Below are 15,110 nucleotides of genomic sequence, written 5' to 3'. Positions count from 1 at the left end.
GGGGCGCGGTGGAGGGCCGGCCGGCCTAGCCGGCCTCCGCCGCCTGGGTCGCGGGCTGCGGCGCGGGCGGGCCGTGCCGCAGCCGGGCGAGGAATCCGGGCGGCACGGCCAGGTTCTTGCCAAGTCGCACCTGCCCGGCGTCCAGGCCCATGGCCAGACCCAGGATCTGGGGCAGATACAGCACGGCCACCGGCGCGGTCAGCCCGGCTTGCCTCTGGAACGCTTCGAGATTCATCTGACACATGGGGCAGACGGTGACCACGGCGTCGGCCCCGGCGGCGGCGCGCAGAATCTCCGCGATGCGCGGCAGGGCCGCCTCGCGGCAGGTGGTGGACAGCGAGGCCCCGCAGCAGCGGGCGCCCTTGTCCCAGGCCAGGACTTCGGCCCCCGCGGCCCGCAGCACGGCGTCCATGCTCACGGGGTGCTCGGGGTCGTCGAACGCGGCATAGGGCCGCAGGGTCTGGCAGCCGTAGTACGGGGCCAGCACCAGCCCGGCCAGCGGGCGTTCCGTCGCCCCGGCGATGCGTCCGGGCCCGATGTCGTTGGCCAGCACGTCCAGCAGGTGGCGGACCTCGACGCCGTTCTCCCAGGGCAGGTGTTCGGCGGTCAGGGCGTCCTGCACGCGGGCGTACAGCTTGTGGTCGCGCCGGGCCTCCCGGCGCGCGGCCAGCAGGTTCAGGTAGCAGGCGCTGCACGGGGCCAGCACGTCGCATCCGGGCAGGTCGCGCTCGGCCAGGGCCAGGTTGCGCGCGGGCAGGGCCATGGCCAGCAGGGCGCTCACGGCGGGGGCCGCGCTGGCGCCGCAGCAGGTCCAGCCCGGAATCTCGGCCACCCGGGCGCCCAGGCGCTCGAGCACCAGGCGGGTGGACACGTCGTACTCCATCGCGGTGCCCGTCAGGGAGCAGCCGGGGTAGTAGGCGTACTTCAGGTCCGTTGCGGTCGTCATGGGCGGGCCTCCTTGGCTTCCAGGCGGGCGGCGCGCTCGAACAGCGGGCCCAGGACGCCGTCCCACGGGCCGGAGCCCAGCTCCAGGCGCACCTTGCCCCGGCGCATGAGCCGCAGCCCCAGGGGGGTGAAGCGCAGGGCCTCGCCCGGGCCCGCCGCGCTGAAGTAGCGCATCATCATTTCCGTTTCGCGCACGCGGCCCCTGCGGTGCACGTTGCCCAGGAAGGCGCGGTAGAAGGCGCCGTGCCGGGCCAGGGCCGGGTGCCCCGAGGCCCCGGCGATGCGCTTGAGGGCGTTCATGGCCGAGGTGAGCGGCAGGCCGCGCGGGCAGCGCAGGGTGCAGGCGTAGCAGTTGGAGCACATCCAGAACGCGCCGCTGGAGAACACCGCGTCGGCGCGGCCCATGAGCACCAGCCGCCACATGCGGCGCGGGGTCATGTCCATGCTCTCGGCGTTGGGGCACGATGCGCTGCACGTGCCGCACTGCATGCAGGCCGCCAGCATGGCGCGGACCTCGCCCATGGCGCCCGCCAGGGCCGGGTCGGCCGCCTGGGTCAGGGGGATGCGGGTCATGGCGTCGCCTCCGTGGGCTGCGGGGTTTCGGCCAGGGCGGCGTCGATGACGGACAGGACCTGCCCGTCCTTGAAGCCCGCCAGCACGCTGGCGCTGTTGGGGCACACGGCGGCGCAGGAGCCGCAGCCCTGGCAGAGCAGTTCGTCGATCTCCACGCGCCCGCGCTCGAGGTCGATGCGTCGGGCCCCGTAGGCGCAGGCCGACACGCAGCGCCCGCACAGCGAGCACAGGCTGTGGCGCACCTGGGCCGTGACGCGCCCGCCGACCACGTCCTTGTGAGCCAGGATGCGCGCCGCCTTCTGCGCGGCGGCCTCGGCGGAGGCGATGGTTTCGTTCATGTTGCGCGGGCTGTGGGCCACCCCGCAGACGAAGATGCCCTGGCGCAGGAACTCCACGGGCCGCCACTTGCTTTCGGCCTCGCGGAAGAACCCGTCGGGCCCGGTCTGCAGGCTGAAGACCTCGGCCAGCTCCTCGTTGTCGCCGGGCTCCAGGCCCACGGACAGGGCCAGCAGATCGACGCTGACGCGCAGCTCGCGGCCCAGCACGGGGTCGGTGGCGGCGATGGTCGGCCTGTGGTCCTGGTCGAAGGTCACGCGCGGCTTGTCGGCGGGGGCGTAGCGGATGAACAGCACCCCCCTGGCCCGGGCCTCGGTGTAGAAGCGTTCGGTGAAGCCGTAGCTCATGATGTCGCGGTAGAACACGTAGACCGGCAGGTCGCGGTTGCGTTCCTTGAGGGTCAGGGCGTTCTTCAGGGCCGCGGCGCAGCAGATGCGCGAGCAGTAGTTGCGCGGCTCCTCGCGCGACTCCACGCACTGGATCATGGCCACCCCGGTCAGGGCGCCGGTGTCCAGGGAACCGTCGGCCAGGCGGGCTTCGAGCTCGCTTTGGCGCAGCACGGTCTTGTGGACGCGGTAGCCGTAGGAGTCGGGCACCACTTCGCGGCCGCCGGTGGCGATGATGGTCGCCCCGTGTTCGACGGTCAGGGCCGGGCCCTCGGCGGTGGCCAGGGCGGTCATGAAGCGCCCGGCGCGGCCCATGGAGAGCATGATCCGCGACTGGGTGAAGACCTTGATGTTGGGGTGGCGCATGACCTGCTCGGCCAGATCCTCCATGGTCCGGCGCGGGTCGCCGCCGCCCAGCATGGTGTGGTGCGCGGCGGCCATGCCGCCCAGGCGCGGGGCCTTTTCGCTCAGGCACACGCCGTGGCCCATGTCGGCCAGGGCCAGGGCGGCGGTCATGCCCGCCAGCCCGCCGCCGACCACCAGCGCGCGCGGGGTCACGGGCAGCCTGCCCAGCAGGGGCGAAGGCTCGGCCCCGGCGAGCTTGACGGCGGCCATGGCCAGGGCGGTGTAGATTTCGGTCTCCAGGGCCGGGCCCGGCTCCATGGCCCCGGGGAATGTCGGGGTGTAGATGTCGGTCACGTCCATGAAGGCCGGGTCCAGCCCGATCTGCGCGCCCAGCTCGCGCAGCCGGGGCACGTAGGCGTAAGGCATGCAGGCGCCGACGAGGATGCGGTTGGGCCGCAGCTCGGCCGCCAGATCCTGCACGGCCTGCCAGCCCGGGGCGGAGCAGGCGCCCTGGACGCGCGCCACGCGGATCACCGTGGACAGCCCGGCCAGACGCGCGGCCAGGGTTTCCATGTCCACCTTGGTCTCCAGGGTCGGGCACGAGTCGCACAGCACGACGAGGGTGCGCGGGGCCTCGCGGGTCACGTCGCGGTATTCGGGCACGGGCTCGGGCTCCTCCTCGCGCGGCGGGGAGTGGACCTTGAAGGTGCGCGCGGCGTTGAGGGCCGCGGCCCCGGCCTGGATGACCGAGTCGGCGATGTCGCGCGGCTCGTTGAAGGCCCCGGCGGCATACACGCCCAGGCGCGAGGTGCGCGCGGGCTGCAGGGGCGGGGCGACGGCGAAACCGTTGTCGTCCAGGGCGATGCCCGCGGCCTCGGCCAGCCGGTCGCTGCCCGCGGGCGGGCGCGCGCCCGTTGCCAGCACCGCCAGGTCGAAGACCTCGCGGCGCAGGGTGCCGTCGTCGTCCATCCAGGCGATGGGCACGCCGTCGGCCTCGGGGTCGGGCTCGATGGAATGGATGCGCGTGCGCACGAACCGCACGCCGTCGCGGGCTTCGGCCTCGTCGCGGTAGCGCTGGAAGTCCTTGCCGTAGGTGCGCACGTCCATGGCGAAGATCGTCGCCCGCGCGGCGGGGTCGAGCCTGCGGGCCAGGCGGGCCTCCTTGATGGCGAACATGCAGCAGATGCCCGAGCAGTAGTCCGCGCCGTGGGCCGGGTCGCGCGAGCCCACGCATTGCAGCCAGGCGACGTTTCGGGCCGGGCGGCCGTCGGGGCGCAGCAGGCGGCCGCCGGTGGGCCCGGTGCCCGAGCACATGCGCTCGAATTCCAGGGCCGTGACCACGCCGGGCACGAGGCCGTAGCCCCAAAGCTGCCCGGCCTGGGCGGGGTCGTAGCAGTCGAACCCGCAGGCCAGCACCACCGCGCCGACCTCCAGCTCGTGGCGCAGGTCGGACACGGCGCGGATGTAGTAGTGGTCCAGCCAGCGGACCACGGTGCGCTCCAGGGGCCGGGCCAGCCACTGGCGGGCCCCGGCCTGGACGAGCGCCTCGGCGCGGTCCTGGTCGTCCGGCCCGGCCACGAGGATCACATGCAGGTCGGGATACAGCTCCAGGCCGCGGCGCATGATCTTTTCCGGGTCCACGTCCGTCACGGCCAGGTCCAGCAGCAGGAGCGCCGTGCGTTCCTGCTCCAGGGCCTGCTGGGCCGCGGCGCCGCTTTCGGCCAGGGCCAGGGGGAAGTTCTGGTCCGCCAGCCAGGCGGCCAGGCCGGTGCGCGCGGCCTCGTCGGGCAGGGCCGCCACCACGCGGAAGTCCTTGCGCTCGGCGTACTTGAAGTCGATGGCATCGGTCGGGCAGGCCTCGAAGCACGACCAGCAGCGCGTGCAGCGGTCCAGGTCCACCACGTAGTGGTTGGGGATGGCGTGGGGCACGGGCAGGTAGATGGCCCCGCGCGAGGCCAGCCCGGAGTTGAACTCGCTCGGCACATGCACCGGGCAGACCCTGGCGCACTCGCCGCAACTGATGCAGCGGGTGGGGTCCACGAAGGTGGACCGCTGGCGCAGGGTGGCCCGGAACTTGCCGGGGTCGCCTTCCAGGGCGGCCAGCTCGGTATGCAGCAGTATGTCGATGTTCTTGTGGAACAGCCCCTTGCGGATGCAGAACTGGCTGGACGAGTCGCGGCTGGTCAGGGGCAGCATCTTGCACATGCCGCAGGCATCGGTGGGAAACTGGTGGTCGAGCTGGGCCAGGATGCCGCCGATGTTGGGCCGCCTGTCGACGAGCGCGACCTTGAGGCCGGATTCGGCCAGATCCAGGGCCGAGCGGATGCCCGCTATACCCGCGCCCACGACCAGCGCCGCGTAGTGCTTCCTCTTCATGGCGTCCTCCGTCGCGCTAGTGCGCCTCGCCCGTCATCTCGCTGAATTCGTCCTCGCGGAACACGGTCATCGGCGGCGCCTCGTCGGGGCTGCGGCCCGGCTGGTAGCCGAAGGCCCGCTGGGTCCGCTCGGCCACGGTGCGGAACAGCTCCATCACCGGCACGTCGTTGGGGCAGGCGTTGGAGCACTGCCCGCAGCCCACGCAGGCCGTGCTCATGTGCGCCAGGCGCGTGAGGTGGAAAAACACCGTGTCGGTGGGCAGCTTGACGGCCCCGCGCTTGTGGGCCCAGCCCAGGTACTGGTCGGGCTTGTAGTCGAACACGTCGGTGAGGAACACGCACTCCTTGCAGTAGCAGACCGGGCAGGCCACGCGGCAGTTGTAGCAGTTCACGCAGCCCGAGAGGTATTCGGCCAGCCCGGCCAGGGAGGCCGTGCGGGCGCGCGTGGCCTCGAACATGGCGTCGCGCGCGGCGGTGCGCCGGGCGGTCAGGGCCTCGACGGCCTCGCGGCGGCCCGGGGCGCCGAGGGCGTCGGGCAGGCCCAGGCGGGCCAGCACGCCCTCGCCGCGCGCGGTGTTGCCCAGCACGGGGATGGCCTGGTCCAGGTCGGCGCCGTGCAGGCCGAGGATGAGGTCCGCGCCCTCGGGGGTCGGGTGCTCGCAGACGAGGCAGGCCTTGGCCACGCCATGGCCGCCGGCCCGAGGCTCGCCCCCGGCCGCCGCGCGCAGGAAGTCGCCGGTCCGCTCCAGGAGGTTGCCCTCCAGGCCGAACGCCCGGAAGTCGGCGTTGGTCATCGCTCCGGGGCAGTCCACGCCCACCAGGAGCACGTTGTCCAGCCCGCCCTGGTTGAGCTTGACCAACTCGATGAAGGCGCGGATTTCGCAGGGCCGCAGCACGGCGGCCACGTGGCGGCCCGAGGTGGAGCCGCGCGTGAGCCGCGACACCAGGCGCGCCGCGTTGAGCGGAAAGGCCGGGGACAGGGGGTCGGCCTGGTCCAGGGCGGCGGGGTCGTTGATCAGGGTCGGCATGACGGTGCCCCCCGGGGCCAGGTGGGCCGGGGTCAGCACGGCGTCCACGCCGCCGCTGGCCAGCAGGGTCTTCAGGAAGCCCTGCACGGCGCGCACGGGGCCGCCCTCGCCGATGTCGATGCGTGCGATGGTTGCCATGGCGTTCTCCTTTGCGGCCTTACAGGGCCGTTACCGCGCGGGCTTCGCTGGGGCCCAGGGCCCGGATTTCCTCCACCAGTTCGGCCACGGTGCGCGCGAAGTCGTTGCCTTCGCTGGCGCCGATCCAGGTCAGCTTCAGGCGGCGCTGGTCAATGCCGAACTGGGCCAGCATCTCCTGGAGCAGCTTGACCCTCCTGCGGGCCTTGTAGTTGCCGTTGATGTAGTGGCAGTCGCCGGGGTGGCAGCCGCTGACCAGCACGGCGTCCGCTCCGGAGAGCAGGGCGCGGATGATGTATTTCGGATCGACCATGCCGGTGCACATCATGCGGATGAGCTTGACGTTGTATGGCTGGATCATGCGCGATGTGCCGGCCAGGTCGGCGGCCGTGTAGGTACACCAGTTGCAGACGAAGGCTACGATGGTCGGTTCGAATTGGCTCATGGCTCCTCCCTTGCGGTGCCGGTCTACGCCTGTGCGGCGGGGGTTTCGGGGGCGGCCTGCGCCTGGGGCGCGGGGACCGGAGGCAGGGCGTCCAGCAGGCCCTCCAGTTCGGCGAAAACCTGGCGGCCGTTGAAATGCCGGACCCGGGCCGCGCCGCTGGGGCAGTGCCCGGCGCAACTGCCGCAGCCCTTGCACATGGCCTCGTTGACCACGGCCACGCCCCGGCGGGCGTCGAACTCGATGGCCGAATAGGCGCACAGGCCCACGCAGGCCCGGCAGCCGGTGCAGATATCGGGGTCGATGCTGGAGACCGTGGGCGAGATTTCCACCGTGCCGCGCGCGGCCATGGCCAGGGCCTGGGCCGCCGCGCCCGAGGCGTGGGCCACGGCGTCGGGAATGTCGCGCGGGGCCTGGCACGTTCCGGCCAGGAAGATGCCGTCGGTGGCCGTGGACACCGGGCCGAGCTTGGGGTGCTCTTCCAGGAAAAAGCCGTCCTGGCCCTGGCTGATGCCGAAGACGCGCGCGGTTTCGGCGGCGTCGGCGCGCGGCTGCATGGCCGTGCAGAGCACCACCATGTCCACCGGCACGCGGACCAGCGTGGCCGACAGCGTGTCCTCGGCGACGACCACCAGCTTGCCGTCCTGTTCGACGACTTCCGCCGGGCGCCCCCGGATGAAGGTCACGTCCTCCTCCTGCACGCGGCGCAGGAATTCCTCGTAGCCCTTTCCGAAGCAGCGCAGGTCGATGTAGAAATTATAGACCTTGGCCTTGTGGCCGATCTTGTCCTTGATGAGATGGTCGTACTTGAGGGCGTACATGCAGCACACCCGGGAGCAGTACTCGTGGTGGTTCGCGTCGCGGCTGCCGACGCAGTGCAGGATCGCCACGCTTTGCGGCGGCTGCCCGTTCTTCATCAAAATGCGCCCGCCGGTGGGGCCGACGGCGTTGTTCATGCGCTCGAATTGCAGCGAGGTGTACACCTCCGGATAGCGTCCGTAGCCGTATTGCGTCATGGGCGTGGGGTCCAGGGTGTCGAAACCCGTGGCCAGGATGATGGAGCCGACTTCCAGCTCGAAGTCCTGGGCGGTCTGCTCGTAGTCGATGGCTCCCGAAGGGCAGATCTTCTGGCAGGCGCCGCACTTCTTGCCGGTCAGCGTGCGGCAGTGGTCGGGGTCGATGACCGGGAAGCTCGGCACGCTCTGGGGCGAATTGCGGTAGATGGCCCGGCGCGTGGTCAGGCCTTCCTCGAACTCCGAAACGACCTTGGTCGGGCACTTTTCCAGGCACATTCCGCAGCCGGTGCAGCGGTCCTCGTCCACATAGCGCGGCTTCTTGTGCACGGTGACGGTGTAGTTGCCCACGAAGCCCTCGACCTTGGTCACTTCCGACCAGGTCAGCAGGTGGATGTCGGGGTCCTGGGCCACGGCGACCATCTTCGGCGTGGAGATGCAGGCCGCGCAGTCCAGGGTCGGGAAGGTCTTGTCGAACTGGGCCATGTGCCCGCCGATGGACGGCGCGCGCTCCACAAGGTGGACCCGGTGGCCCGAGCGGGCCACGTCCAGGGCGGCCTGGATGCCCGCGATACCGCCGCCCACGACCATGACATCGGGGTGGACGCGCTCCTTGCGCGAGTAGAGATCCTCGTGCCAGTGGACGCGGGCCACGGCGGCGGCCACCAGGTGCTTGGCCTTGCGCGTGGCCTCCTGCGGGTCGCGGGTGACCCACGAGACGTGCTCGCGGATGCAGGTCATCTGGAAATGGAAGGGGTTCAGCCCGGCCCGCGCGCAGGCCTTCTGGAAGGTCTTCTCGTGCAGCCGGGGCGAGCAGGAGGCCACCACCACGCGGTTGATCCCGTGGTTCTTGATGTCCTCGATGATCATCTCCTGCCCGGGGTCGGAGCACATGAACTTGTAGTCGCGCGAAACCATCACGCCCGGCAGGCTCTTGGCGAATTCGGCCACCCCGTGGGAATCGACCTTGCCCGCGATGTTGGTGCCGCAATGGCAGACGTAGACGCCGATGCGGTTCGGCATGGCTCTTCTCCTTGCGCGCCGCCGGCGCGCCTGGACGTGTCGCTTCTGCCCACCGAAGAACAAGAAGCATACCTGCATGGGAAAGACGTTGTTTTTCAAGCTGTTGGGCTGGTGTTCCCAGGGAGGGGCGGCCCGCACCCGGCTCCTGGGCCGGGTTTGTCTTGCGCCGCAAGACGAACCCGGAGGGCGGAAAACCTGCCGGGAATGTATGGAGATACTGTTTACCCTTTATTTTCATTATGTTACGTTTAGACTGGTGGTCGGCCCGCGGCGTCTCGCGCGGCGAGACGGCGTAAAAAAGCAATGGGTCTTCGCAGGCTAGGGCGCGCGTTGCGGGGTGTCTCGCCCGGCAAGACATTGCGGGCAGACGGGGTGGGGCATCCGGAAAATCCTAGCGTCGTTCTTGCATTTGGAGCGATTTGACAATTTGCGTCAAAGCGGCCCATAGTCAGCATCGGGTTGCTCCGCCTGGCCTGTAACGGGGGGTGAGTGCCATGCAGGACGCGACGCGCCGGGCTCCGGACTGGTTCCTGCCCGCCGACGGCATTACGGCGGTTCCCACCCTGGACCCGGCCTCCAACTACGCCATGCTGATCGACCCCGACGGCACCGTGCTGGCCGCCGACGCGGCCCTGGCATCGCGGTTGGGGCTGGCCCACGGCGAACTGGTGGGCCGTTGCATCTTCGACCTGTTCGCGCCCGGGGCGGCGACCCTGCGCCGGGCCGTGGCCGAGGACGTGGCCCGCCTCGGGCTGCCGCGCTCCTACCAGGACAGGTCGTCCTCGGGGCATGTGCTCGACGTGTTGGTGCAGCCGGTGCTCGGCGCGGGCGGAGCCGTGCGGGCCCTGGCGGTGTTCGTGTGCGACGTGACCGGGCACTGGCGGCTGGCCCACGACCGGGTGCGCCTGTCCGCCGCCCTGGAACAGGCCGTGGAGGCCGTGATCCTCATCGAGAACGACTTCACCATCGGCTACGTGAACCAGGCCTTCGAGGCCATGACCGGCTATTCGTTCCGCGAGGTCCGGGGCAAACCCGTGGCCCTGCTTTACCAGGGGAGCCACCAGCAGGCGGCCTATACCGAGATTCGCGCCGCCCTGGACGAAGGCGACGCCTGGACCGGGCGGACCTTCCACACCGTCAAGGACGGGCGGATGATCCGCGTGGAGAAGACCGTTTCGCCCATCCGGGGCCGGGGCGGGGTGGTGCTCGGCTTCGTCAGCGTGTGGCGCGACGTGACCCGCGTGGTCGAGCTGGAGCGCCAGCTCCGCCAGGCCCAGAAGATGGAGGCCATCGCCACCCTGGCCGGAGGCATCGCCCACGACTTCAACAACATTCTGGGCCCGATCATCCTGCATGCCGAGCTGGGCCTGGCCCGGCTGCCCGAGGGCGACCCCGTGCGCGCCGGGCTGGGCGAGATCCTGGGCGCGGCCCACCGCGCCGGGGCCCTGGTCGGGCAGATTCTGGCCCTGTCGCGCCGGGGGGAGGCCGAGGAGCCCAGCGTGTTCGGCCTCGCGGGCATCCTGCGCGAGTGCGAGAACTTCCTGCGGCCCTCGCTGCCCGCGACCATCGCGATCCGGCTCGACCTGCGCACCCCCGACGACGCCGTGCTGGCCGACCCGACCCAGATCCACCAGGTGGTCATGAACCTGGCCACCAACGCGGCCTATGCCATGCGCCGGGCCGGAGGCACCCTGACCCTGGCCCTGGAGGCCGCCGACCGGGGCGCGCCCTGCCGGGCCATGTTCCCCGAGGCGGAAATGGAGCTCGCGGTGATGCTTACCGTGCGCGACACCGGCGAGGGCATCCCCCCCGAGCGCCTGGAGCGCATCTTCGATCCCTTCTTCACCACGCGCCAGCGCGGCGGCACGGGCCTGGGGCTGACGGTGGTCCACGGCATCGTGGTCGGGCGGCTGGGCGGGGCCGTGCAGGTGCGCAGCAGTCCCGGGGCCGGGGCGGCCTTCCATGTGCTGCTGCCGCGCGCCGAGACCCGGCGGGACGCGGCCCGCGCCGGGGCCGCCGAAACTCCGGTGGGCGGCGGCGAACTGATTCTGCTGGTGGAGGACGAGGCGCCGCTGCGCCAGAGCACGGCCATGGTGCTCCAGGGCCTGGGCTACCGGGTGGAGGCCTGCGCCGGGCCCGCCGAAGCCCTGGAATGCTTCGCCGCCGGTGGGGCGGGCTTCGCCCTGGTCCTGGCCGACGTGACCATGCCCGGCATGACCGGAACGGCCCTGATCCGCCGCCTGCGCCAGGACGACCCGGGCCTCCCGGCGCTGCTCGTTTCGGGTTACAGCGAGATCGTGACTCCCGAGCTGCTGCGCGAGCTGGGCGCGGACTACCTGCGCAAGCCCTTCACCACCCGGAGCCTGGGCACCGCCGTGCGCCGGACCCTGGGCCGCTCCCGGAGCCGCCGGGAGGGCGGCGGCGATGGCTGAAATCCTCATCGTGGACGACGACCCCATGCTCTGCGCGGCCCTGGCGGAGGTGCTGCGTTCCCTGGGCCACGCCCCCGACAGCGCGCGGACCCTGGCCCGGGGACTGGAAATGGCCGAGGCCGGAAGCTACGAGGTCGTCATTCTCGACGTGCGCCTGCCCGACGGCGACGGGCTGGAGGCCCTGCCGCGCTTCCGCTCCGCGCCCGCGGCCCCGGAGGTCATCATCCTCACCGGGGCGGGCGACGCCGACGGGGCCGAACTGGCCATCCGGGGCGGCGCCTGGAGCTACATCACCAAGCCGCCGACCCTGGGCGGCATCCGCCTGCCCGTGGAGCGCGCCATCGCCTACCGGCACACCCGCGAGGCCTCGGGCCCCGTGCCGCCCCTCAAGGACACGGGCATCCTTTCCGCCAGCCGGGCCATGGCCGCCTGCCTGGAGCGCGCCGCCCGCGCCGCGCGCACCGACGCCGGGGTGCTGCTCACCGGCGCCACGGGCACGGGCAAGGAGCTGTTCGCCCGGGCCATCCACGCCAATAGCGCGCGCGGCAGGGGGCCTTTCGTGGTCCTGGACTGCGCGGCCATTCCCGAGCACCTGGCCGAGTCCACGCTGTTCGGGCACGAGCGCGGGGCCTTCACCGGCGCGGACCGCAGGCACGAGGGGCTCATCCGTCAGGCCGACAGGGGCACGCTGTTCCTGGACGAGGTGGGCGAACTGCCCCTGGCGATCCAGAAGGCGCTGTTGCGGGTGCTCCAGGAGCGGCGCTTTCTGCCCGTGGGCGGTTCGGCCCTGGTGGAGAGCGACTTCCGGCTGGTGGCGGCCACCAACCGCGATCTGGAGGCCATGACCCGCCAGGGCGAGTTCCGCGAGGACCTGCTCTTCCGGCTGCGGACCATCTCCATCGTCCTGCCGCCGCTGCGCGAGCGCGAAGGCGACGCCCTGCTGCTGGCCGGGTGCTTCCTGGAGCGCTTCTGCCGCCGCCTGGGCATCGTGGTCAAGGGCATGGCCACGGATTTCATGGACGCCGTGGGCCGCTACCACTGGCCGGGCAACGTGCGCGAGCTGATGGGGGCTGTGGAAAACGCCCTGGCCTCGGCGGAGGGCGAGCCCAACCTGCTGGCCCGCCACCTGCCGACCAACATCCGCGCGGCCCTGGCCCGGGCCACCCTGGGCGAGGGCGCCCCGGGCGCAGCGGGCGGCCCCCCGGGCCTGGGCGGCGCGGAGCTGCCGACCCTGGCGGCGTTTCGCCAGAGCCGGCTGGACGAGGCCGAACGTTTCTACCTGGTGGAACTGCTGCGCGTCACCGGCGGGGACGTGCGCCGGGCCTGTGCCGTGGCGGACCTGTCGCGCGCCCGGCTGTACGCGCTGCTCAAGCGGTACGGCCTGCGGCGGCGCCCGGGCTGAGGCCGGGCCGCGGCGCCGGAAAGCTTCGGGGTTGACGAAAACCGTTTCCTATATCAGAAGCTATACTGACCGAGCCTCTCCGCCCGGTTCGGCGCCCTTTCGCCAGGGGCGCCACGTCTGCGTCCGGCCGCAAGGCCGCTTGTCCGTAACAAGGGAGGTTGCATGTCCACCACGCGTCTTTCGTTTTCGCGTTCCCGCCCGGCTTCGGCACGGTGCGCCCCGCGCCGCCGGGCGTGGCTGTCCGCCGTCGTGTTCCTGGCCTTGCTGGCCCTGGGGCTGCCCGCTCCGGCTCCGGCGGCCCATCCGTCCCGCCCCGCGCCGACCAAGGCGGAACTGGCCGCCGGAGCCACGCTGTTCACGGCCCATTGCGGCCCGTGCCACAGCGTGGGCGAGGGCGGCATCGACATCATGCCGCTCACCGCGCACCTGACCCGCCTGGGCCTGGAGGCCTACATCGAGGGCCAGGGCCTGGTCTTCGACCACATGCCCGCGTTCACGGGCACCCGCGAGGAGCGCGACGCCATCGCCGCCTACGTGGTGGCCGGGCTGCACGGGCGGGTCGAGCCCGCCGAGGCGGCCGCGTCCCTGCCCCAGCTTCCCGTGACCATCCCGCCCTTCGACCCCGCCAAGGACGAATACGTCCTGCTGACCTGGAATACCCTGGGCATGAAGTGCATCACCGACTGCGACGCGATGTACTCCTACCTGCCGCCCGGCAACGCCCTGGGCGCGGTGGTCATCCGGCGCGGGGCCAAGCCGCGGATGCTGGGCGACGACGCCGTGGCCCTGAGCTACGAGGCCCCCGAGGGTTTCCGCCAGCCCTCGCGCCACGTGCGCTACTGGGACTTCGCGGCATCCATCTCCGGCAAGGCGCTGCCCGCCGACACCTCCACCGCCGGGGCCACCCTGCAGGGGCCCATGAAGTGGAACGCCAAGACCAAGGTCTTCGACGCCGTGGGCATTCCGGTGGTGCCGTATTCCGACGACGGCTCCGTGAACCCGTACCCGCTGTTCACCGTGCGCGCGACCGACAAGGCCACGGGCAAGGAACTGGCCGCCACCCAGGCGGTGGTTCCCGTGGGCACGGAGATGAGTTGCTGGCGCTGCCACGGCGGCACCTGGGGCCGCTCCGAAGGCACCGGCGTCTCGCTGGAGACGGCCCGCGCCATCCTCACCGTGCACGACAAGCGCAACGGCACGGAGCTGCTGGCCGGGGCCGATGCGGGCAAGCCCGTGCTCTGCCAGAGCTGCCACCCCGACCCGCTGTTCAATGCCAACGTCCGGCCGGAACTGCTCAGCCTGCCCGCCGCCTTGCACGGCTTCCACGTCAATTACCTGAAGGGCCGGGGCGCGGAGACGTGCTCCTACTGCCACCCCGACAGCACCGCCGGGCTGACCCGCTGCCTGCGCGACAGCCACGGCAAGGCCGGGATGACCTGCACGCCCTGCCACGGCTACCTTGAGGACCACGCCCTCTCGCTGCTCAAGAAGGAAAACGAAAAGGGCAACGCGCGCGCACCGCTGCTCATGCGCGCCGTGAGCCCGCGCCTGCTGCCCGACGTGGCGGCCATCAACGCGCGCACCCCGTGGCTTCAGGAGCCCGACTGCCTGACTTGTCACACCGACGGCTACACCCGCCCCGGCGCGGACGCAGTGGCCTTCAACACCTGGACCGCCGACTCCGGAGGCCTGTACCGCGCGCGCAAGGAGCACACGGGCAACGTGCCGTGCATCGCCTGCCACAACAGCCCCCACGCCACGCACCCCTCGGCCAACCCGCTGGGGGCCGACCGCGACGCGGTGCAGCCCCTGCAATACCAGAAGCTCAACGCCGCCATCGGCGCCCGGGGCAACTGCGTGGTCTGCCACGGGCCGGATGCCGGGCTGACCCCGGAGATGTCGCCGCACCACCCCATGCGCTGATCGCCCGGAAGGCGCGGGAACCGAAGCGCCCCGTCGCCGCAAGGCGGCGGGGCGCTCTCGTTTTCGCTTGCGGGGAACAGCGGGCGGGAAGCGCGAAGGAGGGCGGCGCGGCTCAGGGCGCGGGAGCCAGCAGCCCCAGGGCCCGGGCGGCGGCGCCCAGTTCGGCGTTGGAGCCCAGGTGCAGCTTGGCCAGGGCCCGCGCGCGGTAGGTGCCGACCGTCTTGACGCTGACGCCCATGGCCCGGGCGATGTCCGTCAACCGGGCGCCCCGGGCCAGGGCCCGGGCGGTGTCCAGCTCGCGGGGCGAAAGCAGGGCGCGGGCCGGCTGGGGGCGCGGCACGGCCAGCCGCGCGGCCAGCACGTTGCCCAGCCCGGGGCTGACGTAGCGCCTGCCCGCGAGCACGGCGCGCACGGCATCCAGGAAATCCTTCTCGCTTGCGCCCTTGGAGACGAATCCGCGCGCGCCGCCGCGCAGGGCGCGCGGCGCGTGGGCCTGCTCGGGCAACAGGCTGAAGGCCAGCACCGGCACCCGGGAATGCCGCGTGACGATGCCGCGCAGCATTTCATCGCCTCCGGCCAGCCCCGGCTCCAGGATCACCAGGTCCGGCGGGTTCAGGGTCAGGCGCGTTTCGGCCTCGCTCAGGGTGCCCGTCACCGTGCAGGAGCAGCCGGGAAACCCTTCGGCCAGCACGGCGGCGGCGCCCCGGAAAACGATGGGCTGGTCGTCGATGAACAGGATGTCCATGGGCTTG

At 71.9% G+C, this 15,110-nt stretch carries 10 protein-coding genes; 3 read left to right on the top strand and 7 right to left on the bottom strand.

What is annotated here, in order from left to right:
• Nucleotides 1-25: 25 nt before the first annotated feature.
• From ACZ5KV_RS02185 to ACZ5KV_RS02160, 6 genes are read right to left on the bottom strand one after another with little or no spacing between them, the layout of a single operon-like run.
• Nucleotides 26-946: a CoB--CoM heterodisulfide reductase iron-sulfur subunit B family protein gene (locus ACZ5KV_RS02185; protein ID WP_464240708.1), complete on the bottom strand. Its 921-nt coding sequence runs from the start codon at nucleotides 944-946 to the stop codon at nucleotides 26-28.
• Nucleotides 943-1,518, bottom strand: a complete 576-nt coding sequence (locus tag ACZ5KV_RS02180; RefSeq protein WP_464240707.1) for a 4Fe-4S dicluster domain-containing protein — start codon at nucleotides 1,516-1,518, stop codon at nucleotides 943-945. The genes ACZ5KV_RS02185 and ACZ5KV_RS02180 overlap by 4 nt, the downstream gene beginning before the upstream one ends.
• A complete protein-coding gene (locus ACZ5KV_RS02175) occupies nucleotides 1,515-4,961 on the bottom strand; it encodes an FAD-dependent oxidoreductase (protein WP_464240706.1) in 3,447 nt (1,148 codons plus the stop codon). Before ACZ5KV_RS02175 ends, ACZ5KV_RS02180 begins: the two co-directional genes overlap by 4 nt.
• A gap of 16 nt (nucleotides 4,962-4,977) precedes the next feature.
• Entirely contained in the window at nucleotides 4,978-6,126 is a 1,149-nt protein-coding gene (locus ACZ5KV_RS02170) for a 4Fe-4S dicluster domain-containing protein (RefSeq protein ID WP_464240705.1), read from the bottom strand.
• 19 nt (nucleotides 6,127-6,145) lie between these two features.
• On the bottom strand, nucleotides 6,146-6,568 hold the full coding sequence (locus tag ACZ5KV_RS02165; protein WP_464240704.1) for a hydrogenase iron-sulfur subunit: 423 nt from the start codon (nucleotides 6,566-6,568) through the stop codon (nucleotides 6,146-6,148).
• Nucleotides 6,569-6,591: 23 nt separating this feature from the next.
• Nucleotides 6,592-8,601, bottom strand: coding sequence for an FAD-dependent oxidoreductase (locus tag ACZ5KV_RS02160; protein ID WP_464240703.1), 2,010 nt, complete (start codon nucleotides 8,599-8,601; stop codon nucleotides 6,592-6,594).
• A gap of 494 nt (nucleotides 8,602-9,095) precedes the next feature.
• Here ACZ5KV_RS02160 and ACZ5KV_RS02155 point away from each other — a divergent pair, with 494 nt between their 5' ends.
• The 3 genes from ACZ5KV_RS02155 to ACZ5KV_RS02145 all read left to right on the top strand — a co-directional run bounded on the left by ACZ5KV_RS02155 (nucleotide 9,096) and on the right by ACZ5KV_RS02145 (nucleotide 14,358).
• Nucleotides 9,096-11,033 (top strand): hybrid sensor histidine kinase/response regulator, encoded by a 1,938-nt coding sequence (locus ACZ5KV_RS02155; RefSeq protein WP_464240702.1) that lies wholly within the window; start codon nucleotides 9,096-9,098, stop codon nucleotides 11,031-11,033.
• Nucleotides 11,026-12,435 (top strand): sigma-54-dependent transcriptional regulator, encoded by a 1,410-nt coding sequence (locus tag ACZ5KV_RS02150; RefSeq protein ID WP_464240701.1) that lies wholly within the window; start codon nucleotides 11,026-11,028, stop codon nucleotides 12,433-12,435. The genes ACZ5KV_RS02155 and ACZ5KV_RS02150 overlap by 8 nt, the downstream gene beginning before the upstream one ends.
• A gap of 162 nt (nucleotides 12,436-12,597) precedes the next feature.
• On the top strand, nucleotides 12,598-14,358 hold the full coding sequence (locus ACZ5KV_RS02145; RefSeq protein WP_464240700.1) for a c-type cytochrome: 1,761 nt from the start codon (nucleotides 12,598-12,600) through the stop codon (nucleotides 14,356-14,358).
• A gap of 112 nt (nucleotides 14,359-14,470) precedes the next feature.
• Here the strand turns inward: ACZ5KV_RS02145 and ACZ5KV_RS02140 are convergent, their stop codons facing one another.
• Complete coding sequence (locus ACZ5KV_RS02140) at nucleotides 14,471-15,103, bottom strand: response regulator (RefSeq protein ID WP_464240699.1); 633 nt, start codon at nucleotides 15,101-15,103, stop codon at nucleotides 14,471-14,473.
• Between the last annotated feature and the right edge of the window lie 7 nt (nucleotides 15,104-15,110).

Source organism: Desulfocurvus thunnarius, from assembly GCF_055390965.1.
Note: the sequence above shows the minus strand (reverse complement) of the source record. Positions and strands in the feature narration are given on the sequence as shown.